This is a genomic window from Mycobacterium sp. E796 (assembly GCF_001672815.1).
GTDB lineage: Bacteria > Actinomycetota > Actinomycetes > Mycobacteriales > Mycobacteriaceae > Mycobacterium.
Genome location: NZ_LZKK01000067.1, coordinates 12,546 through 38,486, shown reverse-complemented (window position 1 = coordinate 38,486; position 25,941 = coordinate 12,546). Strand labels below are relative to the sequence as shown.

The window sequence follows — 25,941 nt, the reverse complement described above, 5'->3', positions numbered from 1 at the left end:
CCACGACGGGCTGCCGGTCAGCACCTCTGCACCGCCGTCGGTGATGTGGACGGTGTCGCGGCGCAGAACCGCGCCGACACCCTCCTGCCACACATAGCCGGTGATCGCCAGCACCATCCCGGCATCGAGGCGGTCGTCTTCCCCTGCCGCCGCAAGAGTTTCGGAGACGACGGGCGGATCGAAACCCAATCCCAAGCCGTGCGCGACGGGCATCGGCGGTATCGGCTCGCCGGCCACCCGATAGGCGGCTAGCAGCCCGGCCGCGGATGCGCCGGGGCGACAGGCCGCAAACATCTTGTCGAACAACGCATCCGAGCGTGCGAACAGCTTCCTGGCCGAGTCGTCGGCCGCGTCGGCTGTGATGTTTCCGGCGGGCCAGGTTCGGCCCACCTCACCGACGTACCCGTCGGCGAGGGCACCCGCGGTGAAGGCGACGAGGTCACCGGGCCGTACCTCGCGGTCGCCGCGGCGCCACGGGTGCTCACGCGAGGTCACCCACGCGACGTCCTGGGTGGCCGGCGTGCTGACCCCGCCCGCGGCCATGGCCTCCAGCGCGGCCCCGGCGAGCGCCTGCTCGGACGCCCCGGGCCGCAATTCCTTCATGGCGGCGGAGAGTCCGTGTTCCGCCACCCGAAGCGCCGGGCCCATCGCCGCGATCTCGTCGGGCGTCTTGACGCGGCGCGCCGCGCGCATCGCGGGCTCGCCGTCGACCAGCTCGGCGTTCGGGAAGGCCTCCGGCAGCAGCGCCGCGAAAGTCGGTGTAATGGCGTCGGTTCCGACCCGGCGCGCCGCTTCGGCGCCGTCGATCTTTTTCAGCACGTCGATCAGGGTCAACGGGTTCCAGGCCAGCCCGTAGAGGTGATCGTGACCGATCTCCTCGGGGACACCCTCGTCATCGGTGCTGTTGAGGTAGATGTCCCCGGTCTCGCGCACCACGACGCACATCGGACCGAACGGCCGCGTCCCGGCTATCCACAGCTGGGGCGCTCCGGTCACGTAGCGAATGTTGGATTGCCGGCCCAGCACCAGGATGTCGAGGGCGTGCGCGTCCATCTGCGCCAGCGCCCGCTCCCGACGCCCGGTCCGCAATTGCGGGGGGTCGGGCGAAATCTCAGTCGCCATAAGGGGAGTAGGGGTAGTCGGTGATCGGCGTGTAGCCGTCTTCGGTGATCACCACGATCTCCTCACTGCGGTAGCCGCCCGTGCCGTCCTCCCACACCACCGGTTCGAGGACCAGCACCATGCCGGGTGCAAAGACGAAGTTGTCGTCGAACTCCTCGCCGAGGTCCGTTCCGATCATGGGTGCCTCGGCCGGGTAGGTGCCGATGCCGTGGCCTAGATAGAAGTGCGGCAGCCAGGGCTTGCGACCGCCGTTGGCGGCGATCGCCGCACGCGCCAGATCGCCCGACGTGACACCGGCCTTGGTCACCTGCAGCACCGCGTCCAGGATCGCCCGCCACTGCCGAAATTGATCCTGCTGCCGCGGCGTGGGCTCCTGGCCGACCACCCAGGTGCGCCCGAAGTCCGAGCAGTACCCGGCGTAGCTGATGCTGATGTCGGTCCAGAGCACGTCACCGGCGGCCAGCTCGCGAGCCGAGGGGAGCAGCGGCAACGCCAGGTCGCCGTGGGTCGTCCACACCCCGGCCTTCCGCGAGCTGGGCATCACCTGCCAGATGGCCTCGAGCATGTTGGTGGTGGCGCCCAGCTCGAACGCGCGCCGCACCAGCTTGGCCGAGAGATCGATCTGCCGTACGCCCGGCGCCAACGCCGCCTGCACGTCGACCACCGCCTGTTCGGTGATCCGGCAGGCCCGGCGAAGGCAGGACAGCTCGTCCCGCGTCTTGACCAATTGCGCCGCGCCGAGCACGATCGCCGCGTCCGACGGCGGGCCGGCGGGGAACAGCGTCGCCGCTGACCGTCGCATCGCGCCGGTGAGCTCGTCGACGGCCACCGTCGCGCCCCGCGGGATCAGCGCCGCCAGTGTCCGAGCGAAATCCTCTACGCCCCGGTCGAATTCGAGATAGACCGGACCGTGCAGATGGTCCTCGGGCACCGGCGGATCGCGAGGTTCCAGGGACGCCCCGGCGCGAAACGGCATGAACAGATGCGGGTGCTCGTCGTCGGCCAGCACGACGGCCACCGGCCGCTCCACGTGCGAGAGGCCCGCGTCGATCAACGCCCAGCTGGCGCCCGTCGCATACCCGACATAGCCGTTCATCAGCAGGATGAGCGCGTCGACGCCGTGGTCGGCCATCGCAGCGCGCAGCCGCGCGCCGGTCTCGGCGCGCATTCTGACGAAGTCCGGCTCGTCCGGGATGTCGATCACCGAGCCGTGGGCGCTGAGTGCGTTGGTCATCTAGATGCCCAAGAAGTTCCGGATGTTGCCCCCGACCACCCGAACGGCGCCTTCGGGGCCGACCGCGTCGACAACCGCGGCCAGCGACCGCTCCGAGTAGCCGAAAGTGCTTTCATTGTGGGGGTAGTCCGATGACCACATCACCTTGTCGATGCCGATCTCCCCGATCTGGTCGAGCCCCAAGCCGTCGACCATGAACGAGGCGCACATGTGGTTGTCCCAGTAGTAGCGGATGTCGCGCCGCGGGTGGTCCTTGAGCATGTGCCGATACGAGGCCAGCACGTGCTCGGCGTCCTGCAGCGCCGGTGGCACCCAGGCGATGCCGCCCTCGAACCAGCCGACGCGCAACCGGGGATGGCGGTCGAGGATGCCGCCGAAGATGTACTTGGAGAACATTTCCCGGAACGAGTCGATGTTGACCATCATCGCGACGGCGACGCTGTTGACCTCGCTGGGAACCTTTGGTTGGCTTTCGCCGATGTGGTGACTGACGGGCAGCCCGGCGTCCTCGACCTCGTCCCACACGGCGTCCATCGCGACGCTGGAGAAGTCGATGGCGCGGCCGTTGTCGTCGTTGCCGGGGCTGATCGGCATCAGAAATGTCTTGAGCCCGAGCGCTTTCAGCTCGGTCAGCGTGCGCCGGGTGCCGCGCGGATCCCACCAGTTGATCAGGCCGACGCCGTAGCAATGGCCGCCGGAGCGCTCCTGCACGGCGGCGATGTGTTCGTTGTAAATGCGAAAGATGCGCTCCCGCAAGTCCTTGTCGGGATAGTGGAACAACGCCAGCACCGCGTTGGGGAACACCAATTCCTTGTCCACCCCGTCGTCGGCGAGTTCGCGGACCCGGGCGTCGATGTTGCTGCTCACCGCGCCGGCCAGGTCGTCGTACTGCATGAGCACCGCGCTGAAATCGCCGACCACCATGGATTGGCCCGGGCGCCCGAGCAGGTAGGCGCCGTCCTCGTACCAGATCCGGGGGGCGTGATCCTTCAGGTCGTCCGGGAAGTGCTCGTAAAAGATGTCGTCGGCCACCGAGATGTGGTTGTCGGCCGAGAACACTTCCGTGCCGGCGGGCAGGCCGGTGGGACACCCGGCGGCGTGACCGCGGCGGTGTTTGGGTGCGCCGATCACGCCCTCCGGGTACACGGTTTGGCTCGACATCATCGTCCCTTCATTCCGCGTGCGTGACACCGGTGAGTTGTTCGGACAGCTGCCACAGGCGTCCCATGTCGGCCTCGCTGCGCGCCAATCGGGGGACCCCTGCGAACGTGACCCCGCCCCCGGCGGTCTCGTAGAGGCCGCGCGGGCCGTAATAGGTGCCGCCGCGGGCGTCCGGTGACACCGCCGCGTAGAGCGTGGGCTTGATGCCTTCGTCGACGTCGAGCCACATGAACGGCAGCAGCCGCCACGTGAGCCGGGTGAGCCGGGCCTGCAGCGTCGGCCTTTCCCGACCGTAGGACGCGCCGCTGAGCAGGTTGGTCTTGCTCAGCCCGGGATGCGCCGCGTTGGACTTCAGGCGCCAACCGCCGAGGCGGCTGCGCCGATCCAGTTCCATCGCGAACATCAGTTGCGCCAGCTTGGCCATTCCGTAGGAGCGCATGGGTCGGTAACCATGTTGGGCGTTGGGATCGCTGAAGTCGAGGTTTCGCTGGGTTGCGGCGATGCTGCTGACGGTCACCACCCGCGCGGACTTCGCCGCGCGCAGCAACGGCAGCAGGTGTCCGGTCAGGGCGAAGTGACCCAGATGGTTTGTGCCGAACTGCAATTCGAAGCCATCGCGCGTCTCCTGGCGCCGCGGCGGCGTCATCACGCCGGCGTTGTTGATCAGTATGTCGATCGGCCGGCCCTCCGCGACCAGCTCCTCGCCCAGCGCCGCCACGCTCCGCAGCGACGACAGGTCCAGATGCCTGATGGTCAGCTTGGCCCATGGCGCTTCCCGGCGGACCTCGGCGATTGCGGCTTCTCCCTTGGTCCGGCAGCGGACCGCCATGACCACGTCGGCGCCCGCTGCCGCGAGCCTTCTCGACAGGCCAAGCCCGAGACCGCTATTGGCGCCGGTGACGAGCGCGCAGCGGCCGGACAGATCGGGCACGTCAAGGGACAGGTCGGGCTTCACCATGTGACGGGGAGCTCGTACACGCCGTAGGCCAGGGTGTCGTGTTTGAAGGGAAGCTCCTCGAGGGGCACGGCCAACCGCAGCGTCGGGACCCGGCGCAGCAGGGTGGGCAAGACGATCTGCAATTCCATTCGGGCCAGTTGCTGGCCCACGCACTGGTGGCGGCCGTAGCCGAACCCGACGTGGGCGCCGTCCTCCCGCAGTAGGTCCAGCCGATCCGGGTTGGGGAATTGCCGGGGATCCCAGTTGGCCGGCGCGACATCGAGGATGATGCCCTCGCCGGCCCGGATGGTCTCGCCGCCGACCTCGATGTCCTCGACGGCGATTCGACGCTGACCCGTCTGGATGATGCTCAGGTACCGCATCAGTTCCTCGACGGCGTTGGCGATCACCTTCGGGTCGTCGGCGTCGCGCAGCAGCGCCCGCTGCTCGGGGTGCTCCAGCAACGCCGCGACGCTCAGGCTGATCATGTTCGCGGTGGTCTCGTGGCCGGCGATCAGCACGCCGAGCGCCAACTGCGTCGCCTCGCGCACGCTCAGTTCCTCGCCGTTGACCCGCTCGGCCAGGTCGGACACCAAATCCTCAGACGGGCTTTGCATTTTGGCGCGAATCAGGTTGGCGAGGTATTTCGCCAGCGAGGCGGCCCCTTGGGCCGTGTCCTCGTGGGTCGCGTATCGCCCCGTGCCCCGTTGGGCTTGTTCCTGGAAGAAGTCCGCATCCTCGTAGGGGACGCCCAACAACTCGCTGATGACCAGCGACGGCACGGGCAGCGCCACGGTGCTGACGATGTCACCAGGATTGGGACCGGCCAGCAGGGCATCGATGCGCTCGACGGCGATCTTCTGCACCGCCGGGCGCAGCGCTTCGACGCGCTTGAAGGTGAACGGTTTCGACAGCATCCGGCGAAACCGGGTGTGTTCCTCGGCGTCGGAGGTGAAGACGGATCGGGGCCGGGTGTGGACCGTCGCCAACATGCCTTCGTTCCAGTGCGGGTAACCGGGCAGCCGGTCGTCGACGCTGGTGCGCGAATCGGTGAACAACGCGCGAATCGCGTCGTAGCCGTGGATCAACCAGGGGGTGCTGCCATCCCAGATCCGGACTCTGCTCAGCTGCTTGGTGTCGTTGAGCGCCAAGGCTTCCGGCGGCGGCGCGAAGGGACAACCCGGCGCCCGCGTCATCGGAAACTCCGGGACGCCGGTTTCGGTCCTGGTATCGGTCATCCCGCTCCTCGGTTATCGTCCGCGGCGTTCACGTGCACCGGAGCGCGCCACAGGCCGACGATCGCGTCGATGAGCCCTTCGCCGGCGACCGGCCAGCTCGAACGCGACCGCGGCCCATGCTCGGCCAGCGCGCCCTCGTGTTCGGCGCAGGTGTGCATCAGCATGTTGCGGACCATCGAGATCCGCTCGAAGCGCACCCGCTTCGGCAGCTCGGGCAGGCAGCGGTTGATGCCGTCGATCGTCCGCACCAGCAGCGGCGAGGTCAGCGCATCCTTGGTGACGACGTGGCGATAAGTGGGGTCGGCCAGCGCCTGGGCGGCGAACCGCGCATACCAGCTGGGGGTGCCCAGCGCGGCCAGGTGATCGGTGAGGGGGCGCACCAGCGCGCCGACCCACTCCCGGAGCTCGGTCGATTCGCCGATATCGGCCAGCATCTGCGCGCGCAGCTGCTCGATCGGCTCGCGGTGCTTGCTTTCGATGGCCCGGAGCAGGTCGGTCCTGGTCCCGAAGTGGTAGCACGCGGCGGCGTTGTTGCCCTGCCCGGCCGCCTCGCTGATCTGCCGGTTGGACACGGCATACATGCCACGTTCGGCGAACAACACCTCGGCGGCCGACAAGATCGCCTCGCGAGTGCCCGTCGACCTCTCGGAGCGAGCCATTCTCTGCGCGGTCATCGCCCAAGTGAACAACGCACGCCAGATTAAATCAAGGGATTTATTTAATGCTCGCCGCCTCGGGATCCGCTCAATTCGGCGCGCCTGTAATTTCGCAGGCCCTTACTCGTATTCTCCTGCGGATTTACAGGCTCGGCGACTGTCGGTCGCAGCCGACGTGCCCCGTTAGTCGAAATCCGGGGCGGTCCCGACGATTTGATCCGACCGGGCGGGACTACAGTACGCGTGTGAATCCGCTGCAGCGGGTGGCGCGAAACCCGACGGCATACAGGTGGTTGATCCTGCGGGGGCGACCCGTCGCCGAAGGGCTCGAAGCCTTCCTCCGGTTCGCAACGAACGGACGTGTGGGCGTCCTGGACCTCACCGGCGTGCCCAACGTCCAGGTGACCACCTCCGGGCGCAAGACGGGCCTTGCGCGCACGGCCACCGTGCAGTGCGTTCCCGACGGGGATTCGCTGATCGTGGTCGGATCCAATTGGGGCCTGGACCGGCACCCGTCGTGGTCGGCGAATCTGAAAGCAACGCAACGGGTTACCGTGCGCAGGCGCGGGCACCGTTTCGTCGCGAAGGTGAGGTTGCTCACCGGCGAGGAGCGCGACAAGGCGTGGGCCCGGGTGGTCGCACACTGGCCGAATTATCAGATCGCGCAGGACCGCGCCGGCGGGCGCCAGTTCCGCCTGTTTCTGCTCACCCCGACCGGCTGACCGGCGTTCAGCCCGCCAGGCCGTTCTTGATCGCCGCGGCTTGCTTAAGACCCACGCCGGATACGAGGTTCGGGGGTACGAGTGCGAGCTCGGCGAGCGCCTTGCCCGAGGTGAACATCAGCAACGTCCCCCCTGGAGCCGTCCGTCGTCGCCTTCGCCGAAGAATCGGAGACCACGCACCGAATGACTTCAGTTCGACCATGGGTAGGCAAACAAGGGCCCGCTGAGTGCGGACGCGAGGAGCGACAACACCGCGACGATGATCAGGAGCCAGATTGCGTGGGCGAGGAACCTAAACGCGGCCTTCAGATCGTCATTCCGGCCACCTACTTCGCACCGGATGACGGTGCTCAGCCGATCCAGATCGCCAGGAGTCAGGAACACCCTCTCCTGACCGATTGCCATCAAATACCTGCGGGAGCCATTGGCCCGATCGAGGCGAACGAGGTGTAGCTGATCGCCGTCACTGTCGCGCAGGCCGATGAGGCTGGTTAGTTCCGGTTGTCTCACGGTGCACCCCCTCGTTGGAGTTCCGTGGTTGGGTTGAGACTGTCCTGTGGTTGGAACTTCTTGACCATATCCGCCGCGGCAACCGCACACAATCCCTGCGCTGCAAGGGATCTGCGTCGTTCCGATACACTGATGTCATCGCCTACCAGTCCGCAGACAGCCACCTGCCTCGGCGGCAGGATTACGTCACCGCTAAACCGGCCCTCGCCTGCTGTCGTAGATGGGCCCGTTGATGTCGCCGGCCCGGATCAGCAACCCGGTGTCGTCGGGCGGCGCGGCGGACACCGCGCGCCATCAGGCCGGCCCGAGCGCGTCGAAAATCAACTGCCCGTACCTCGCCATGCGGTCCGATCCGAGAACGCCCGGCCCCATCTTGTTCATGACGTATGAGACGGTGGCCTTGCGTTCGGGCCACATCAGCACCATCGAGCCGCCCCACCCGCCCCAGAAGCAGATCTTCTCGTCGGGAACGTAGGGGAGCGCGTCCTTTTGGGGAAGCCCGTACCCCAGGCCCCATCGCAGCGGTGATGGCAGCACGAGATCGACACCGCTGGCCTGTTCTTCGAAGATCAGCTCGACGGTCTCGGGCTTGAGGAGCCGAACCCCACGAGCCTTGCCGCCCAACGAAATCACCGACAGGATCGCGGCCAGCGACCGCGCGTTCCCATGCCCGTTCAAGGCACCCATGTCGGCATCGCGCCAGGCCGGCGTGTTGGCGGCCTCGGCGTTGGGCGGCGGCCCGCTGAACGTCTTGCGCATCGGGCTGTCCTCGGGGAGCGCCTCGAGTGGCAGCTCCAGGGGCGGCGGCGGGACGATCTCGGCGATCCGGTCGTAATCGGCACGCACCGCACCGATTTGGAAGTCGGCGCCCAGCGGGCCGGCGATTTCGTCGCGGACGAACGCCTTGAGCGACTGCCCCGTCACCCGGCGTATCAGCTCACCGATGAGATGGCCCTGATTGTGGGCGTGATACCCCGAGGCGGTTCCGGGCTCCCACCATGGCGCCTGTGCGGCCAGGGCCCTAGTGGCCTTGTCCCAGTCGTACATGTCCTCGGTGGCGAACGGTAAGTCCCAGCCCGATACACCGGATGTGTGCGACAGGATGTGGCGAACCTCTATGTCCCGCTTGCCGTTCGCCGCGAATTCCGGCCAGTACTCGGCCACCGGTGCGGTTGGTTCGATCAGGCCGCGGTCGATGAGCATCAGGGCAGCCAGGCTGGTGACCGTCTTCGTGGAGCTCCACACGTTGACGATGGTGTCCTCGGCCCAGGCGGTGGTGCGCGCCGCGTCGGTGAAACCGCCCCAGATGTCGACGACGGTTTCGCCGTCGATGTCGATGGCGATGCACGCGCCGACCTCTTCTCCGGAGCCGATGTTGTCGGCCAGCGCGGCCCGGACCTTGTCGAAGCTGTCTTCGCAATGTCCGTGAACGACGCTCGTCACCACGAACGGAACATATGCGACGGTGCAGGCTGCGGCAAGGGTGCTAACCCGCGGCCCGGCTGGTGATGTGCGAGAGCAGGTCCCGCGCCACCCCGGCGGGTGGCGTGCGGCCGCCCACCCAGACGGCGCGCAGTTGGCGTCGCAGGTCCAACTCCGGGACCTCCACTGTGCGCAGCCGTCCGATCACCAGGTCGTCGGCGACGGCCAACCGGCTCATCACGGCGGGTCCGGCACCCGCCGCGACGGCGGCGCGCACCGCAGCGGCGGAGGACAGTTCGAGGACCGGGTCCGCCTGTCCTGTCGAGTCGCCCAGGGCGTGGCGGAGCGCGGCGGTCAACGAATCGCGCGTCCCCGATCCCGGTTCGCGGGTCACCAGCGGTGTGCGACTGAGTTCCGCCGCGGTAATCGGTCGCTGGCGCTGCGCCCACTTGTGATCGGCGGCAACGATCAACACCAGGTCGTCGTGGCCGACCACCCGGGTGCGCAATCCCTTTGGTGCGTGCGGGGTTTCGATGAATCCGAGATCGACCTTCCCGTCGCTCACGGCGGCGATCACCTGGTCGCTGTTGGTCGCGGTCATGATGACTTCGGGCGGCGTGGCGCCCAACCTGCTCGCCGCAACCTGCAGCGATACCAGCCAGCGCGGCATGAGCTGTTCGGCGATTGTCAGGCTGGCCGCCACTTTGACACGCCTGCGCCTTTCCGATCGCAGAGATGCCAACCCCGCGTCGACGTATTGGGCGACGTCGAGCAGCCGATCCGCCCACTCGGCGACCACTACTCCGGCGGGCGTCAGCCGCGAACCGCGCGGGCTACGCACGACCAACGCGATGCCGGTTTGCGCCTCGATCGAGGCCAGCCGCGCCGAAATGGCCTGCTGCGTCAGCCCGAATTCCCGGCCCGCGGCGGCCAGGCTGCCGGTCCGGGCGATCGCCGTGAAAATCTCGAATGCGGACAGGTCGGGCATGTGGGTACTGAGCGGCATGACGATCCTCCGGCGGGCACAAGGCGGCTTTGTGAGATCTGTGCCTGTCACAAGTAAAGCTTGTGACCCCACAAAATTCATCCCCCTGGCCGCGGCTGCTCGACTCGGGAACGATGGGTTACATGACGACGAGCGCGATCGCCCCGGGCACACCATTGTGGGGCAAGCGGAGCGACATGATCGTGCGCGGACGCGTGCCGTACAACGCCGAACCGCCGCCCGCGGTACTGGCCGCCAGCGAGATCACCCCGATAGACGCGTTCTATGCCCGCAACCACGGTGAGTTTCCCGATATCGCGCCGCAGCAGTGGCGGCTGACGGTCGACGGCCTGGTGGAAAGCCCCCTCGCGTTGACGTACGAGCAGCTCACGACCGAATTCCAGCAGCACGATGTGATGGCCACCCTGGCGTGCGCCGGCAATCGGCGCGCCGAGATGCTGCAGGTGCGCCCGATACCGGGCAAGGATCCGTGGACGCACGGGGCGATCTCGACTGCACAATGGCGCGGTGTCCGGCTGGCGGACGTCCTCGCCGCCGCGGGCGCGCGCCAGGAGGATGGGCTGCACGTCGCGTTCCAAGCCCCGGACGTCGCCCCGGAAGCGCGGCCCGTCCAGCCCTACGGCGGCTCGATTCCCCTGGCTAAGGCCATGGCGCCGGAAGTTCTGCTGGCGTGGCAGATGAACTCTGAGCCCCTTCCGCGCGCCCACGGCGGTCCGGTCCGAGTGGTGGTGCCCGGATACATCGGGGCGCGCAGCGTCAAATGGGTCACCGCCGTCACCGTGCGACATGGTCCGTCGGACAACTACTTCCAGGCGCACGACTACCGCATCCTGCCTCCGGACGCCGACGCCGACGCCGCGACCGCGGGCGAAGGCATTGCGCTGTCGTCATTGGCGCTGAACTGCGACATTCTCGATCCCACCGACGGCGACCGGGTATCGCGAGGCCCGTTGACCATCCGCGGCTACGGAATCGCCGGCGACGGCCGCAGCGTCGAACGCGTCGACGTGTCCCTCGACGACGGACTCACCTGGCGGCGAGCCGACCTGCATTGCGCGCCCAGCAAGTGGTCGTGGCGGCCGTGGTCGCTGGTCGTCGACGCCGCTCCCGGGCCGTTGCGCATCACCGCACGCGCCTGGGACGACACCGGCGCGACGCAGCCCGAGTCGGCGGCGTCGCTGTGGAACCCGCGTGGGTACGCCAATAATGCGTGGGCGCGCGTGGCGCTGAGCGTGGCGTGAGCGCCGCGGCGATCGCGAGGGCGGCGGAGCCGGGCGAAGCGGGTCGCCGCCATAGATGCCGCGGCTAAGTCCCGTTGGATTTCTTCAGCCGCGCTATCTCGCCGCCCCAGACCGATTGGGCACCCGCGTCGCCCGTGCGGTACACCTGAATCGTCGACGAGATGCCCACGGCGAGAACGATTATCGCGACAATGAGATTGGCGACGACCCGGCGCTTGGCGGATCGGCGTTCGACCACGCGCAGCACCACGAGCCCGACCGCGACCGCCAGCATCGCGGCGGCGAAATAGACCATGGTGCTGCCCCGCTCGGCATGCTCCTGGAGGATGGGGCTGGGCTGTTTCCTGAGGTCATAGAGCCATTCCCCGGCGTCGACGGTGATGGGCGTGACCACCATCGTCGCGGTGGCCAGCGCCAGCGTGAACCACATCAGCTGGCCCCGGCGGGCGGGCGCCCACAGGCCGCACACGATTTCGAGCAGGGCGGTCAGCGGCACGAACACCACCACCAGATGTAGCAACAGGGCATGAGCGGGCAGACCGTTGACGACGTCCATGTGTCAGCCGCCAAGCCCCTTCTTCACCGCGTCGTCTTGCTTCTGGGCCACGTCGGTGACGAAGTCCTGTGGCGGGAGCGAATCGACCGGGCCGTCGAATTCGAGCGTGACGAAGGCCTTGCCCTCGGTGAACATCAGTACCAAGACGCCCTTGGAGTTGTCCGGCGCGTTGCCGGACACGGTCGTTCCGCCGGTTCCGACATTGAACGGTTGCGCGCTCGGGTTCTTGATGTTGTTGCCCTGCGCGCCCTTGGCCGCGTTCAGGGCGTTCGTGGCGGCGCCGGGGTCCGCGAGCACCTGGATGGTGTCTTTGATGACGTGGCTGTTGTCGTCGGTGCTGAAGGTTATGGCGGCGCCGGGCTGCCCGTTCGGATTATTTGTCGGGGGGCCGGCATTGAACTGGATCGGCGCGTTGATATCGGTCGCCTTGATCAGCCACCCCGTGTAGTCGTTTGCCGGTGCCGCGGGCGCGGAGGTGGGCGCCGCGCTGCCGCTGCTCGACGCCGGGCCGGACGAGCCTGGCTTCGATGTCGATGACGTGGTGGTGCCTGACTTGTTGCCGCAGCCGGCCACCGCCACCGTCAGCGCCGTGGCCAGCGCGACGCCGGCGACTACGGTCCGAGACGTCCGAGAAACCCTCATCGCATCGCGCTCCTTCCAGGCTGATTCTGGCGACACAGTCGACCCGTTTCCGAATCGCACAGTACATCGCCAGGTGTCCCCGAAGGTCCTGCCGGGCCGCGCCGGTAGTAGGCGACCTACTCCAGTTGGTCGCGCAGGCAGCGCAAGGTGTGGGCCAGGATGCGAGAGACCTGCATCTGCGACACGCCGATCCGCTCGGCGATCTGGCTTTGGGTCATCGACTCGAAGAACCGCATGTGGAGCACTTGACGTTCCCGCTCGGGGAGCGCGCCCACGATGGCACGCACGGCTTCCCGGTTGGTGATGTGCTCGATTTGCGGATCGACGCCGCCGACCGCATCGGCCACCAGGCGGGGCTTGCCCGAACCGTCGGCGCCGAGCGGCGCGTCCAGAGAGTCGAGCCGGTAGGCATCGCCGGCGACCAGGCATTCGATGATTTCCTCGCGCGGGACCTCCAGCACGGCAGACAGCTCACCGGCGGTGGGTGCTCGACCCAGCTTCTGGGCCAAATCGCTGGTGGTGCGGCTGATTTGGACATGCAGTTCACGCAGACGGCGCGGCACCCGCATGCCCCAGCTGTAGTCGCGGAAGTACCGCCGAACCTCGCCCATCATGGTGGGAACCGCGAAACCGATGAAGCTGGGCCCCTTGTCCGGGTCGAAGCGGTTGATGGCGTTCATCAGCCCGAGACGCGCGACCTGAGTCAGGTCGTCGAGACCTTCTCCGCGCCGGGCGAAGTGGCTGGCCACGTGGTCCGCCAGCGGTAGGCATCGAGCGACGATGCGTTCCCTCTGCCGGCCGTACTCGTGGGATTCCGCCGGCAGCAGGCGCAGCACCACGAACATCTCGACAACGTCGTCGTAGGAGTCGTCCGTTTGGGTTCTGGCTGGTCGAATAGGTCGTGCGGGCGTCGCTACGCCGGTCATCGGCTAGAACGTGTCGCGAAAAGATTTGCGGGGGAAGAAATTTGCATTATTGGCCCACTTTCTGGGTCGTGTGCAGCGCGGCATCGCAGGATATGCGCACAGTCGCCTCCGCTACACCTGTATCCGCCGGAGAAGTCGGTGATCAGCGCACGCAGCAACAACGAAGGGTGACCGGAGTGTTTTCGCCGGAGCCACGCCATGCTCAGCAGCAGTGCGGCTGACTAACCGCTTTTAGCTAAACGGCGACCTGTCCAGAACGGACTTCACTGACGACTATACGCCCCATCCAGCGCACCCGCGATCGCTCAGCTCGGCGGGGCCGAGAGCGAATTTCGGGTCAGTTTTCGAAGTTCGCTGATCGGCGCGGCGAGACGCCTTGTCGCTGGGTGCTCGGACGCGGGCAATAGCGGCGGCATAGCCCGGAGGCGCCTCAGTTACGGGCTTCTCATTCTCGGAGTGCCTCGGTACTGTTCGGCACATGTTTGCGACCCCCACGCACGAGCTTCTGCTCGCCATCGAGAAGACCGCGCGCACAGGCCATTTCGAAGTGCGCACCGATGGGTGATCAGCTCCTGGACGGGCGCGGCGTGGTGGTGTCGGGCGGCAGTCGCGGCATCGGGCGCGCGGTCACCGAACTGCTGTGCGATCTGGGCGCGGGCGTGGTGGTCAACGGGCGCGACGCCGACGCCGTGGCGGAGACCGCCGCGGCGATATCGGACGCCGGGGGACGAGTCACGCCGGTGACCGGGGCCGCGGACGACGAACGCACCGCGAGCGCGCTCGTCGACGCGTGCGTGAGTACGTATGGCCGGCTGGACGCGCTGATCAACTGCGCCGGCATCGCCGAGCCCCCGGGCTCGTCGATCCTGAACATTTCGCCGGAGGATTTCGACCGCCTGATCAGCGGGCACCTGGGCACGGCGTTTCACACGTGCCGGGTCGCGGCCCGCGTGCTGGCGGCGCAGGGGCATGGATCGATCGTCAACACCGGCTCGGTGGCGTTTCTCGGCGACTACGGTGGCACGGGTTACCCGGCGGGCAAGGGTGCCGTCAACGCGCTGACGATGGCCGTCGCGGCGGAACTGAAACCTCACGGCGTGCGGGCCAACGTGGTGTGCCCCGGCGCCCGGACGCGGCTGTCCACCGGTGCCCAGTATGAAGAGCACATCGCGGACCTGCACCGCCGCGGGTTGCTCGACGAGATGACCATGCGGGCCTCGCTCGATAGCGCCCCGGCCGCATTCATAGCCCCGCTCTATGCCTATCTCGTCAGCGACTTGTCGCGTGGGGTGACGGGCCAGATCTTCGTGGCCGCGGGCGGATTCGTCGGCAGCTTCGACCGGCCGACGCCGCGCATACTTGCCTACCGGGATCACCACGACGCCGAACCATGGTCGGTCGAGGAACTGGACAAGATGGTCGGCAGTCCGGCACCGAAGTGACCGGGTTCGTTGAACCGAGGGGCGCGCGGGCACGTATTCCATGAAGTGACGGGCCCGCTTCGGATACTTGTCATCGGCGCCGGCGTGAGCGGGATCTCGGTTGCGCGCGGGCTGCTGCGAGACGGCCACGACGTCACGGTCTTCGACCAGCGCAAAGACACGAGCGCCGGCGGCGGCGCGGTGACTACCTGGTCCCACGGCGAGGCGGTACTGCGGCAGCTGGGCGTCGACATGGACAGCGCCGGTCAGCTGCTCTCCCGGGTGCGGGTGTTGACCTCTCGGGGACGCCAGCTGGCGAGCCTGGACGTGAACGCGATGGTGGACTACCTGGGCGCACCCGTGCGGATGGTTCCGCGCCGCGTGCTGGTGCAGCGGCTGTTGGACGGCTTTCCGACCGATCGCATCCGATGCAACTCCCGCGTGGCGCGGGTCGTGACGAACCCCGATGGTGTCCGCGTCGAATTCGAAGACGGCAGCGTGGCCCGGGGCGACCTCGTCATCGGGGCCGACGGCCTGCACTCCGTCGTGCGGAGCGCCGTCGGCGCCCCCGCCGCGGAACCGACGGGCTGGTGCAGCTGGCAGGGACTCGTCACCCTTCCCGGCATCGTCGACAAGCGTGTGGCGATGATCGTCATCGGCGAGCGCGGCAACACCGGGGTATGGCCGGCCGGAGGTTGCCATGTCCAGTGGTGGTTCGACCTGCCCTGGTCCCGCGATTTCGTCAGGCCCCGCCGTCCGATCGACCTGATCCGGTCGAATTTTTCCGGGTGGTCCGACACCGTCGACCTTGTCCTGCGCAGGCTCACCAACGAGGACCTGGCGGGTTCGCCCTACCCACACTTTCGGCACCGGACGCTTCGCCCGCTGGGCGCCGGTCCGGTGACGTTGCTCGGCGACGCGGCCCACACCATGCCGCCCACACTCGCGCAGGGAACCAATCAGGCGCTGCTCGACGCCATGGTGTTGTGCCGGGAGCTCTCGGATGTCCAGGACGGGGGAAACGCCGAGATTGCCGCGGCCCTGCGCCGGTACGAGAAAGCCCGGCGTCGACGCGTCCGCGCCGTGTCCCGGGTCGCATCGTTACAGGTGGCCCACGGCGAGTCGGTGTTGTGGCCGGCGACGATGATCCCCGACCGGGTCCACACCTGGATGCTGACCACGTTTCTGCGATGCACGAGCCACCGCCGGCTGACGGCGGCGATCGATCGCCGCCTCGGGACGGCGATGCCGATCGCGGCGGGCCGCCGGTGAACGGGCCGGCGACGGTGCGCCGCACCGACGGTCCGGTGCGGGTGCGCGGCGATCTCGAGGCGCCCTCACGCTGGCTCTGGCTCGTCAAGTGGTGCGTGCTGGCCGTCCCGCACTACCCGATATTGATCCTTCTTTATCTGGTGTATCCGCTGCTGACGATCGTCGCCGGCGTCGCGATCCTGTTCACCGGGCGCTATCCCCGCCCGATTTTCGACTTCAACGTCGGGGTGCTGCGCTGGTCGTGGCGGGTCATGAACTACCGCTTCCCGATGAACAGCACCGACAAGTACCCGCCCTTCACCCTGGCGTCGCGGCCCGAATATCCCGGTGATCTGGTGGTCGACTACCCGGAGCGCCTCGCCAATGGGGCGGTGCTGGTGAAGTGGTGGCTGCTGGGCCTCCCGCAGATAGTGCTGTGCTGGGCGATGGAGCCGTTGCTGCAGGTGCTTTGCGTCATCAACGCGGCGTGGCTGCTGTGCAAAGGGTCCATTCACCCCGGCATGTTCGATCTGCTCATGGGGATCGTTCGGTGGCGCTACCGGGTGGCGGCGTATGTATCGTTGATGAGCGACGAATACCCGCCGTTCCGGCTGGATCTAGGTGGCAGATAACGCGCGAAAACCCTTTGTTCCCATACATATATCGGTTTGGTCAGCCGATTTTCGACCGGCTCTTCTACAACCGATATCGTCGAGCGGCGATCGCCCACGCGACCGGCCGGCTGCTGATGGTCGGCCTGGGACCGGGGACCGATTTGAAGTTCGTGCCGCCCGCGGTGACGTCGGTCGCCGCGGTGGAGCCGGTGGCCGCGTTCCGGCGGATGGCGTCGCGCGTCGCCGATCGCCACGGCGTTGCCATCGACATCGTGGACGGCGCCGGCGAGTCGATTCCCTTCCCGGACAACAGCTTTGACTCGGTTCACGTAGGGCTGGTGCTGTGTTCGGTCGACGACGTGGCGGTCACGCTGGAGGAGATCCGGCGGGTGCTGGTCCCGGGGGGCCGGTTGGTGGTGCTCGAGCATGTCCGCGGAGAGGGGGCGACGGGCCGGTTGCAAGATCTGGTCGCGGGGCCGTGGTCGTGGTTCGCCGCCGGCTGCCATCCGAACCGCCGAACCGTGGATGCCATCGCCGCGGCCGGCTTCGATACCTCCGGGCTTCGCAGCATCCGAACTCCGGTGCCGTTCCCCTGCAAGCCGCATCTGCAGGGCTTCGCCACCGCAATCGAGGGCAACGCTTGAAATTCGCGGAAGTGGTTGAAATAGCCGAACTTTCCCCGAGGGTGCGGTGGAGGCCACCAGCCTGTCGCGAATTGATTGCTCATTCGTCTGTCAGCTAGCTCATCGAGTTGTAGGCTCCCTGAATTAAGCCCGGTGAGCCGCGCGGCGTCCGGGAGTGTGCCCCTAACGGTGGTGGCCCATCGAGCGATGTCACCTGACGCCATCAGGTGATTAATCTGCAGCATCGGGCGACTGGGGCAGGACATGTCATTTGTAATCGCGGCGCCGGACATCGTGACAGCGGCGACGACGGATCTGGAAAACATCGGGTCGACGATCAACGCGGCCAGCTCGGCAGCGGCAGCTTCGACGACCGCTTTGCTGCCCGCGGCGGGCGATGAGGTGTCGGCGGCGGTTACGGCCTTATTTGCCTCGCACGGGAGGGCGTTTCAGGCGTTGAGTGCGCAGGCATCGTCGTTTCATGAGGAATTCGTGCAAGCGCTGGCCGCCGCCGCGGGCTCGTATGCGAGCACCGAGGCCGCCACCGTTTCGCAGTTGGAGGCCGCGTTGCAGGGTGGTGTTCGTGCGCTGGCGCCGGCTGCGGGCACCGGGTTTTCGTCGATCGCCGGCCCCTACGAAACGCTGTTCGCCAACACGGGCGCGAACTTGCAAATCCTCGGGGGCGCCATAGCCGCCAATCCGGCGCCGTTCTTTCGCCAATTCCTCATCAACCAGATTGGCTACGCGCAGACGATCACCGCAGCCGTCGAACACGTGCTCCAGAATCTTCCCGCCGTGTTGGCGAGCCTGCCGGCGAATATCCAGGCGGCCATTCAGGCGCTCCTGGCCTTCAATCCGGTGCCCCTCGTGCAGCAGATCATCGCGAACCAATTGGCCTACGCCCAGATCATCGCGACGTCGCTGCAGAACGCGGCCCGCGACTTTGTCATCGGCCTGGAGCAATTGCCGGCGGCCTTCCAATCCGCCGTGCAGGCCCTGCTGGCGGGGAACGTCGGCGGTGCGGTGAGCGACATTGCGCAGGGCTTCCTGAGTCTGTTCTTCACTGGCGTGACTACCGCTGAAACCGGCGATGCCCTTGTCCCTCCAGGGATCGCCATCACCGTTACCCCGGCGGGCAGTTTGGGAGACCTGTTACCGATCCTCTCCATTCCGGGCCTGGTGGCTCAGAACTTCACCAACCTGCTGCCACCCGGCTCCATCCCGGCACAGGTCTCGCAGAACTTCACCAACGTGGTCGACACGCTGACGAACACGTCCGTCAACGCAACCGCGCTTCTCGGGCTCGGGACGGGCGGTCTCAGTGCCGCTCTTACGACGGATATCGGATTGCCGGCGGCGCTTCTCATCGACGCGGTGGGTGCGCCCGTAAACGCATTCGGCGCAGTGTCGGCAAGCGCATCGCAATTCGTCGGCGAGTTGCAAACCGGCAACCTGACCGGCGCGGTCGGCACACTCGTCGATGCGCCGGCCGTCGTCACCGACGCCTTCCTCAACGGGCAAACGAACTTGCCGCTCTCAATCGCCATTCCGAACCAAACAATCAGCCTTGGCCCGTTGCCCTTGGGGGGCACCCTCTCGTTCACGAACGGCAACGCTGACATCGCCATTCCGCTGGATGGAATCCTCGTACCGGAAACCCCGATAACCGGGGTGATAACCGGAACCGCGACAGGTACCGGTCTCGCCGGTATTGCTGCGGCGCTCCTCGTCAACGGCCAGCTCCCTCTCGACGTTGACGTCTTCGGCACGCCAACCAGCGGGCTGGTCACCGCCCTGCTGGTCTTCGCGCCCGAACAACTCGCGCTGGCAATCACGCCCGCCGCTTAGCTTCGCGCGCCCCAGTTCCCTCGCCGTTGAACTTTCGGGCTGCCCATTTCGTGTAGTCCAACACGGGGTGTGCCGTCGGTGGTGACGCAGCCGGCGTGATCGCGGCGGGCCAATCACGAAGGGACTGTGGCGATGAATTTCTCGGTATTGCCACCGGAGATCAATTCGGCGCGAATGTTCTCGGGCGCGGGTTCCGCTCCGATGTTGCAGGCGGCGGCGGCCTGGGATGGTTTGGCCTCCGAGTTGGGGTCGGCGGCGTCGTCGTTTTCGTCGGTCACGTCGGGTCTGACCCAGCAGGCGTGGCAGGGTCCGGCGGCGGCGGCGATGACGGCCGCGGCGGCGCCCTACACGCGGTGGTTGAGCACGGCGGCGAACCAGGCGATGGGCGCGGCCGGGCAGGCCCGTGCGGTGGCTGGTGCGTTCGAGTCGGCCCTGGCGGCCACGGTGCATCCGTTGCAGGTCACCGCCAACCGAAATGGGTTCGTGCAGTTGGTGATGTCGAACCTCTTCGGGCAGAACGCGCCCGCGATCGCGGCCGCCGAGGCCGAGTACGAACAGATGTGGGCCCAGGACGTGGCCGCCATGGTCGGCTATCACTCCGGTGCCTCGGCCGCCGGCGCGGCGCTGGCGCCGTTGCATAACCTCGCCACCCAGCTCGCGTCGGCGCTGGGCCTCAGCCCGGTCACCAACCCGGTCGCCGGCGACCCGGATTTCATGAGCCAAACCACCAACTTCGGCGGGCTGTTGACGGCCACGGCAATTGCCGACCCTGACGACAACCACTTTGTTGCGGCTAATTTCGCGAGCCCGCTCTTCACGGCTTCGGCGACCTCCGGGGCTGAGCCGACAACGGGCATGGGTGCGGTCGGACAGACGATCCTGACGTTCCAGAGTCCGGTGGCCCCGTTCCTGAACGGTTCGTTCGCCCTTCCCATCACGGATCCCATAGCCCCGCTGTTTACCGCGCTGCTTCCGCTCGGCCTCTGAGCGTCCGCGGGTACCGGAGGGGAGTACCCGCGAGCCCCTAGTCGACGGTTACTCGACGCTGACTGCGTCGATGATGTTGAGCCGGGCTGCGCGCCGCGCCGGCGGCACCGAGCCGAGCAGGCTGATCGCCAGCGCACCGAGCGTGAACGCACCGGCCATCCAGCTGGGCCGGAAGGTGACCTGGAAGTTCATCATGTCGCCGCTGACGAGGCTGAACAGCCATTGGTCCATCATCCCGAAAACCAGGCCCAGCACGCCGCCGACGACGCCGATGCCGGTCGCCTCGGCGAGCACCATGCCCAGCGTGAACCGCCGGCTGGATCCCATCGCCCGCAGCACGCCGAGTTCGCGGCGCCGTTCCAGCACCGAGAGCGTCAGCGTGTTGAGCAGCGCGACCGCGGCCACCAACACGACGGTGATCCATACCGCATTCGCGATGAACATGCTCTGGTGCATCGGGGCCTCCAGCCCCGCCAGCTTCGCGCGCCCGTCGTACACGTAGTTCGGGCCGGGCACCGCGCGGCGCACGTCGGCGAGGAGGCGACCGGTGTCGGCGCCGGGCGCCGCGGCGACCTCCAGCGTGGTCGTGATCGGCCGGTCGAACCACCCGCGCAGTTGGTCGAGGCCCATCCCGACAGTGCCGATGACGGTCGAGAAGTACGGCACCAGGGCCAGCACCGTTGCCTGGCGCACCCCGTGTGGTGTCTGCATCCCCAGTTGCCCGCCGACCCGAACGTGCAGCGTCTTGCCCAGGTTCTGGGAGAGCACCACGCCCCGGCCGGCGAGCACCTGGTCGCGGATCCGCGGGTCGAGCGCGCGGTACAGCGGATCGGCCGTGCCGGCGGAGAACCCATCGAGCATCACCCGGGTGCCGCCCACCTCGGCGAACCCGAGCGCGCCCTCGGTGACGTGCCGGACGCCCGGCAACGCGGCCACCTTCTCCGAAAGGCCTTGCGGCAGAGCATCTGTGGGGTAACTGTCGGGGGAGTTCGCGCTCACCCAGACCGGGACGCCGGCGACCGGCGCGAAGATCCCCCGCGCCGACCGGATCATGTCGGCGTTGGTGCCCGTGATGGTGACGGTGGTGACGACCGCGATCAGCACCGTCATCACGGTTGCCCACACCCGTCGCGGCGCGCGCTCGATGGTCGCTGCCGCAAGGGCCCCGACGGAGCCGAACACCCGGGCGGCCGCGGCGGTGACGTTCACGATGGGCGCGCTGAGCGCGAATCCGAGCGCTATCTCGGCGGAGAACACCGCCGCCATCGCGACGAACGCGAGGACGCCCCGCTGGTTGACAACGACGGCGATGGAGACGGCGAAGACCGCAAGGGCGCCAACCCCGCTCGCGATGCGCAGCCACCGCGGCACGCGGTCCGCGGCCGAAACCCCGACGGGCGCCAGCGCCTCGATGGGTGCGACCTTGTACACCTGCCGCGCGGCCATCGCCGATGCCACGACGCTGGTGAGGGCGGTCGCCGCGAGGGCGGCCGGTATCGCGTAGCCGGGCAGCCAGTACTCGATGCGGGCCTCCAGCCCCTGCGTCATGGCCGGCGGCAATCGGCCAATCGCGATGCGGCCCAGGAGAATCCCGAGGGCCGAGCCGAGCGCCCCGCCGATGACACCGAGGATCGCGGCCTCCGCGAGCATGTCGCGGACGATGGTGGCGCGCCGGCCGCCGATCGCGCGCAGCATCGAAATGACCGGCCGCCGTTGGCTGATCGCCATGGTCATCGTCGTGTAGATCAGGAAGGCGCCGACCATCAGGGCGACCATCGCCCCCATCAGGGCCATGTAGTTCATCAGCTTGACACCGTCGCCCGCCCGGGTGGCCCGCATGCTGGGGTCGGCGACGATGGCGCGGCCGTTCACGGCGGTGGTGATCGCGGCGCGGACCCTTGCGAGATCGGCGCCGGGTTTGGTGGTGATCAGGATGGAGTCGAGCTGGCCGTCGCGACCGGTGATGTTCTGCGCCAAGGCAAGTGGGGCAAGGACGTAGTGCCCGCCGTTGAGCGCGGCGACCTGCTTGCCTGCGAGGACCTCGCCGACGGTCACCGACCGCGACCCCAGCTGGAACGTATCGCCCTTGGCGTGGCCGACACCGGGCCCGACGCGAACCGCGTCCGCCGGACCTGTTGGACCGGACGGATTCCCGGGCGCTCCCGTCGACCCGTTTTTCAACGCGTCCTTGAGCGCGCCGCCCAGGGCGGCCAGGCGCTCGTCGGCGCCGAACAGCAGGACCGGGCCCGACGACGTGGAGGCCGTCGTCCGGATCATCGGTGCCGCCGTCGCAACCCCGGGAACCGCGGCGACGTCGGCGGCGATCGTCTCGGGGAAGCCCGCGTCGGTGATGCCCGAAACCTCCAACGAGGCGATGCCCGCGACGCCGTCGGCGAGGCGATTGACCGATCCGCTGATCGAGCCGAAGATGCCGAACACCGCGACCAGATACATTGCCGATACCGCCATTACGGCGACGGTTGCGCTGGTGCGCCGGCGATGCACCGCGAGTTCGCGCAGGCTGAACAGGCGCAGCCGGCTCGCCGCGGCGGCGATCCCCGACGCCGCCGTCACACCATGACCCCCGCGCGCTGGTCGGAACCGACGCGGCCGTCCTGCAGCGTGATGACCCGGTCGGTCGCCGCCGCGGCGTCCGAATTGTGGGTCACCATCACCACCAGCCGGCCACGGCCGGGCTCATGGGCCACCTCGCCGAGCAGCGCCAGGATCGACCCGCCCGTCGCGGAGTCGAGGTTCCCGGTCGGTTCGTCGGCGAGGATCAGCGGGGGATCCATCATCAGAGCGCGCGCGACGGCGACCCGCTGCATCTGGCCACCGGACAGCTCGGCGGGCCGGTGCTCGGTCCGGTTGCCGAGCCCGACGCGCTCCAACAGCCGAATCGCGTCCGGCTTCGCCTTGCCAAGGCGGACGCCGTCGAGCAGCTTCGGCACCGCGACGTTCTCCCACGCCGATAGCGTCGGCAACAGGTTGAAGAACTGAAATATGAAGCCGACGCGATGGTGGCGAAACTCCGACTGCTGCTCGTCGCTGAGCCGGCCGATCTCGTCGCCGTCGAATTCGATCGACCCCGAATCGGGGGAGTCCAGGGCGCCCAACAGATGCAGCAGGGTGCTCTTGCCGGCGCCCGACGGCCCGACCACCGAAACGAAGTGCCCGCCCTCGAGACGCAGGCTGATCTCGTCGAGGGCCCGGACGGACTGGCCGCCGACCCGGTATTCGCGCACCACGTCGCGCAGCTCGATGGTCAGCACCCGTGGAAACATGATCCTCCCCGCGCTCACGCCGCACCCCAATAGCGCTGGTACTTCGGATAACGAGCTCCGGCCGTGATCGGTTCATCGGGGCGAGAAGAGAACGTGCCCGGCGAGTTTGGGATGTGAAACGCCGACCCGCGTCCTACGCTGTGCTCCGGACCGCAGGAAGGTGTTTGCCGATGCAACCGAACCCGCTTGACCCAGTCGCCAGCGAACGGCTGTCGCACGCAGGCAAGGTGTTCACGACCGATCTGTCGATCAACGAATTCGCCTTGCTGCACGGGGCGGGGTTCGAACCGATCGAACTCGTGATGGGCGTTTCGGTCTATCACGTGGGTTATCAGTTCACCGGCATCAGGCAGCAATCCGAGCTGCCGGTGCTCACCGAGGCGACGTACCGCGCGCGCTGGAATGCGATGTCGCGGATGCAGGCCGAGGCCGATTCGCTGGGCGCCGACGGCGTGGTGGGTGTGCGCCTGGACTGGCGTCACCAGGGGGAGGGCGAGCACCTCGAGTTCATCGCGGTCGGCACCGCCGTACGCTACACCGCGAAGCCCGGCGCATTTCGGCGCCCCAACGGGCAGGCCTTCACCAGCCACCTTTCCGGCCAGGACCTGACCACGCTGCTGCGGTCCGGATTCGCCCCGGTCGCCTTCGTGATGGGCAACTGCGTGTTCCACGTTGCGGTGCAAGGGTTTATGCAGATGCTGAAGCAGGCGGGACGCAACACCGAGATGCCGCAGTGGACGCAGGGCAGCTACCAGTCCCGGGAGTTGGCGATGTCACGGATGCAGAGCGAGGCGGAGCGAGACGGCGCGAATGGGATCGTGGGGGTCCATTTCGCCATCTCGAACTACGCGTGGGGACATCACACGGTCGAGTTTTACGTGGCGGGGACGGCGGTGCGTCGCAGCGGCGAGCCGCAGACCTTGACGCCGTCGTTCGTGCTGCCGCTGAGCGATTGATGACGAGCCTCGATCACGAGCGGGTCAGTCGCGCCGTCGGGTCGGCCTTGTCCGGCCCCGGCGGCGTCGCGCTCGTGGTCAAGGTGTTTGGCGGTGTTCCCGGGGTGATCGTCACACCGGCGCGACGGGGCATTTTCCGGTCGCAGCCCGAGCGGGTTCAGATCGGCGACTGGCGCTACGAAGTAACCCCTGACGGCCGGCTCCTCGCCACCCACGTGGTCAACGGCGTGGCCATCGCCGAGGAGGTCCTCGCCGCCGCGGCCGTCGGTCCCCACATCGCACGGTCGCTCGGGCAACTGGTGAGCGGTTACGGCCCGACGATCATGCCCAACATCGACGCGGCGCTCGAAGCTCTCGACACCAGCTTCTGAAATTCGGCCGGCCCGATGACTTTGGGGCCCGGCGGGGGTCTACCCCGTCGTCATCCCTACGGTGCATTGGAGGCTTGCATGTTCGAAGGTGCCACCCGCGACGCCCTGTGGTCGGCGGCCCATGCGGAGCGCGCGGCGCTCGCGGACGATCTCGCCGGCCTCGACGACGCACAATGGGCGCTGCCGTCACTGTGCGGACGGTGGGTCATCGAGGAGGTGGTCGCCCACCTCACCGCCGCCGCTAGCACCGGCCCGCTGCGCTGGTTCGCCAGCGCCGTCGGCGCTCGATTCGACTTCGATCTGCACAACGAGCGCCGTTTGGCCGAGCACCGCGGCGCAACTCCCGCCGAGACGCTCGAGCGATTCCGGCGGGTCATCACGAGCACCGCCGCGCCGCTGGGACCGACCGCCGCATTTCTGGGTGAGGTCGTCGTGCACGCCCAGGACATCCGGCGGCCCCTCGGGCTCCTTCGGACACCACCGGTGGACGTCGTCGTCCCAGTGGCGGTGTTCTATGCGCGCCGGGACTTTGCGGTGCGTAGCCGCAGCGCCATCGATGGTCTGCGGCTGGAGGCGACCGACAGTGCCTTTGCGACCGGCGCCGGACCGCTCGTCAGCGGGACGACGCTCGCGCTGACGATGGCGATGGCGGGGCGCCAGGCCTACTGCGACGACCTTGCCGGCCCGGGCGTCCGCGCGCTACGCGCCCGATGCGCTTCAGGCTGACGCACTTTCACTCGCCGGTGGCGGGTTGGTTCTGGTCGATCGCCACCACCCACCGGCTGAACCGCCAGGCGCCGTCCCGCTTGACCGCGGTGAACTCGTAGCGGCCGGTCAGGTCGGGGCTGGGCGAACCGCCGTCTCTGACGGCAAAAACCTGGACGTAGCAGTGGCCGGTGGCCTCGGTGGCGCTCTGGCTGGCAAACCAGAACGAATTCAGCGCGTGGCGCCGTTGGTTGTTTTCCTCTGTGAAACGCTGTTTCCTGGCCGCAAGCAGGGCCATAACGGTGTCGATGTCCGCCGACAGCGGGCTACCCTCGTGCAGCAAAACGAGCTGCGGTGACTCGGTGAAAAGGGCGCGAAAGTCGTCGAGCCGGTTTTCGTCATACGTGTAGGCATAGGCCCCGAACAAGTTGATGATCGCCAGTCGATCGGTGGCATCGAAGTCCGTGCGCCCGACGTCCATCAGCACCCGGCCTCCTCAAATTCGAAA

The 25,941-nt window shown here is 67.8% G+C and carries 25 protein-coding genes and 1 pseudogene; 11 read left to right on the top strand and 15 right to left on the bottom strand.

What is annotated here, in order from left to right:
• The 6 genes from A5706_RS06315 to A5706_RS06290 form a co-directional block, all read right to left on the bottom strand.
• The coding region (locus A5706_RS06315) for a Xaa-Pro peptidase family protein (protein WP_068128289.1) at window positions 1–1,122 on the bottom strand (1,122 nt) is incomplete at its 3' end.
• The gene (locus A5706_RS06310; protein ID WP_068128286.1) at window positions 1,112–2,356 is read right to left on the bottom strand and encodes a Xaa-Pro peptidase family protein; all 1,245 of its coding nucleotides are present in this window, start codon (window positions 2,354–2,356) and stop codon (window positions 1,112–1,114) included. The genes A5706_RS06310 and A5706_RS06315, both read right to left, overlap by 11 nt.
• Window positions 2,357–3,520 carry an amidohydrolase family protein gene (locus A5706_RS06305; RefSeq protein ID WP_369831807.1) on the bottom strand — a complete coding sequence of 388 codons (1,164 nt, stop codon included), beginning with the start codon at window positions 3,518–3,520 and terminating at the stop codon, window positions 2,357–2,359.
• 7 nt (window positions 3,521–3,527) lie between these two features.
• On the bottom strand, window positions 3,528–4,475 hold the full coding sequence (locus A5706_RS06300) for an SDR family oxidoreductase (RefSeq protein ID WP_068128284.1): 948 nt from the start codon (window positions 4,473–4,475) through the stop codon (window positions 3,528–3,530).
• Window positions 4,469–5,692, bottom strand: a complete 1,224-nt coding sequence (locus A5706_RS06295) for a cytochrome P450 (protein ID WP_068128281.1) — start codon at window positions 5,690–5,692, stop codon at window positions 4,469–4,471. The genes A5706_RS06300 and A5706_RS06295 overlap by 7 nt, the downstream gene beginning before the upstream one ends.
• Entirely contained in the window at window positions 5,689–6,381 is a 693-nt protein-coding gene (locus A5706_RS06290) for a TetR family transcriptional regulator (protein WP_068128278.1), read from the bottom strand. The genes A5706_RS06295 and A5706_RS06290 overlap by 4 nt, the downstream gene beginning before the upstream one ends.
• A 212-nt stretch (window positions 6,382–6,593) precedes the next feature.
• Between A5706_RS06290 and A5706_RS06285 the strand changes: the two genes are divergently transcribed.
• On the top strand, window positions 6,594–7,070 hold the full coding sequence (locus tag A5706_RS06285; protein ID WP_068128276.1) for a nitroreductase family deazaflavin-dependent oxidoreductase: 477 nt from the start codon (window positions 6,594–6,596) through the stop codon (window positions 7,068–7,070).
• A gap of 189 nt (window positions 7,071–7,259) precedes the next feature.
• On the opposite strand, the gene A5706_RS06280 is transcribed toward A5706_RS06285, so the two are convergent.
• The 3 genes from A5706_RS06280 to A5706_RS06270 form a co-directional block, all read right to left on the bottom strand.
• The gene (locus tag A5706_RS06280) at window positions 7,260–7,580 is read right to left on the bottom strand and encodes a hypothetical protein (RefSeq protein WP_156766977.1); all 321 of its coding nucleotides are present in this window, start codon (window positions 7,578–7,580) and stop codon (window positions 7,260–7,262) included.
• A gap of 294 nt (window positions 7,581–7,874) precedes the next feature.
• Complete coding sequence (locus A5706_RS06275; RefSeq protein ID WP_068128271.1) at window positions 7,875–9,023, bottom strand: serine hydrolase; 1,149 nt, start codon at window positions 9,021–9,023, stop codon at window positions 7,875–7,877.
• A 43-nt stretch (window positions 9,024–9,066) separates the two neighbouring features.
• Window positions 9,067–10,008: a LysR family transcriptional regulator gene (locus A5706_RS06270; protein ID WP_068128269.1), complete on the bottom strand. Its 942-nt coding sequence runs from the start codon at window positions 10,006–10,008 to the stop codon at window positions 9,067–9,069.
• Between the two features lie 122 nt (window positions 10,009–10,130).
• Here A5706_RS06270 and A5706_RS06265 point away from each other — a divergent pair, with 122 nt between their 5' ends.
• Window positions 10,131–11,249 carry a sulfite oxidase gene (locus tag A5706_RS06265; protein WP_082964218.1) on the top strand — a complete coding sequence of 373 codons (1,119 nt, stop codon included), beginning with the start codon at window positions 10,131–10,133 and terminating at the stop codon, window positions 11,247–11,249.
• 64 nt (window positions 11,250–11,313) lie between these two features.
• On the opposite strand, the gene A5706_RS06260 is transcribed toward A5706_RS06265, so the two are convergent.
• The 3 genes from A5706_RS06260 to A5706_RS06250 form a co-directional block, all read right to left on the bottom strand.
• Window positions 11,314–11,805, bottom strand: coding sequence for a DUF2231 domain-containing protein (locus A5706_RS06260; RefSeq protein WP_068128267.1), 492 nt, complete (start codon window positions 11,803–11,805; stop codon window positions 11,314–11,316).
• A gap of 3 nt (window positions 11,806–11,808) precedes the next feature.
• Complete coding sequence (locus tag A5706_RS06255) at window positions 11,809–12,447, bottom strand: hypothetical protein (RefSeq protein WP_068128264.1); 639 nt, start codon at window positions 12,445–12,447, stop codon at window positions 11,809–11,811.
• Between the two features lie 116 nt (window positions 12,448–12,563).
• The gene (locus A5706_RS06250) at window positions 12,564–13,373 is read right to left on the bottom strand and encodes a SigB/SigF/SigG family RNA polymerase sigma factor (RefSeq protein WP_068128259.1); all 810 of its coding nucleotides are present in this window, start codon (window positions 13,371–13,373) and stop codon (window positions 12,564–12,566) included.
• Window positions 13,374–13,930: 557 nt separating this feature from the next.
• Here A5706_RS06250 and A5706_RS06245 point away from each other — a divergent pair.
• From A5706_RS06245 to A5706_RS34070, 6 genes and pseudogenes are all read left to right on the top strand, one after another.
• Window positions 13,931–14,815, top strand: a complete 885-nt coding sequence (locus A5706_RS06245) for an SDR family NAD(P)-dependent oxidoreductase (protein WP_068128258.1) — start codon at window positions 13,931–13,933, stop codon at window positions 14,813–14,815.
• A gap of 45 nt (window positions 14,816–14,860) precedes the next feature.
• Complete coding sequence (locus A5706_RS06240; protein WP_068128255.1) at window positions 14,861–16,066, top strand: NAD(P)/FAD-dependent oxidoreductase; 1,206 nt, start codon at window positions 14,861–14,863, stop codon at window positions 16,064–16,066.
• Between the two features lie 41 nt (window positions 16,067–16,107).
• Window positions 16,108–16,677, top strand: a complete 570-nt coding sequence (locus tag A5706_RS06235) for a DUF4389 domain-containing protein (protein WP_068128300.1) — start codon at window positions 16,108–16,110, stop codon at window positions 16,675–16,677.
• Window positions 16,674–17,303 carry a class I SAM-dependent methyltransferase gene (locus tag A5706_RS06230; RefSeq protein WP_068128298.1) on the top strand — a complete coding sequence of 210 codons (630 nt, stop codon included), beginning with the start codon at window positions 16,674–16,676 and terminating at the stop codon, window positions 17,301–17,303. The genes A5706_RS06235 and A5706_RS06230 overlap by 4 nt, the downstream gene beginning before the upstream one ends.
• 243 nt (window positions 17,304–17,546) lie before the next feature.
• The gene (locus A5706_RS34905) at window positions 17,547–19,130 is read left to right on the top strand and encodes a PE family protein (protein WP_068128254.1); all 1,584 of its coding nucleotides are present in this window, start codon (window positions 17,547–17,549) and stop codon (window positions 19,128–19,130) included.
• 132 nt (window positions 19,131–19,262) lie between these two features.
• Window positions 19,263–19,758 (top strand): annotated as a pseudogene (locus tag A5706_RS34070) (PPE family protein); the annotation flags it as partial.
• A gap of 407 nt (window positions 19,759–20,165) precedes the next feature.
• Here the strand turns inward: A5706_RS34070 and A5706_RS06215 are convergent.
• Window positions 20,166–22,586: an ABC transporter permease gene (locus A5706_RS06215; RefSeq protein WP_082964217.1), complete on the bottom strand. Its 2,421-nt coding sequence runs from the start codon at window positions 22,584–22,586 to the stop codon at window positions 20,166–20,168.
• A 101-nt stretch (window positions 22,587–22,687) separates the two neighbouring features.
• A complete protein-coding gene (locus A5706_RS06210; protein ID WP_068128296.1) occupies window positions 22,688–23,386 on the bottom strand; it encodes an ABC transporter ATP-binding protein in 699 nt (232 codons plus the stop codon).
• 185 nt (window positions 23,387–23,571) lie between these two features.
• On the opposite strand from A5706_RS06210, the gene A5706_RS06205 reads away from it, so the two are divergent.
• The 3 genes from A5706_RS06205 to A5706_RS06195 all read left to right on the top strand — a co-directional run bounded on the left by A5706_RS06205 (window position 23,572) and on the right by A5706_RS06195 (window position 25,454).
• On the top strand, window positions 23,572–24,357 hold the full coding sequence (locus A5706_RS06205) for a heavy metal-binding domain-containing protein (RefSeq protein WP_068128249.1): 786 nt from the start codon (window positions 23,572–23,574) through the stop codon (window positions 24,355–24,357).
• Window positions 24,357–24,728 (top strand): DUF5073 family protein, encoded by a 372-nt coding sequence (locus A5706_RS06200; protein ID WP_068128247.1) that lies wholly within the window; start codon window positions 24,357–24,359, stop codon window positions 24,726–24,728. The genes A5706_RS06205 and A5706_RS06200 overlap by 1 nt, the downstream gene beginning before the upstream one ends.
• 78 nt (window positions 24,729–24,806) lie before the next feature.
• Window positions 24,807–25,454, top strand: a complete 648-nt coding sequence (locus A5706_RS06195; RefSeq protein WP_068128244.1) for a maleylpyruvate isomerase family mycothiol-dependent enzyme — start codon at window positions 24,807–24,809, stop codon at window positions 25,452–25,454.
• 7 nt (window positions 25,455–25,461) lie between these two features.
• Here the strand turns inward: A5706_RS06195 and A5706_RS06190 are convergent, their stop codons facing one another.
• Window positions 25,462–25,914, bottom strand: a complete 453-nt coding sequence (locus A5706_RS06190) for a nuclear transport factor 2 family protein (protein WP_231985060.1) — start codon at window positions 25,912–25,914, stop codon at window positions 25,462–25,464.
• Between the last annotated feature and the right edge of the window lie 27 nt (window positions 25,915–25,941).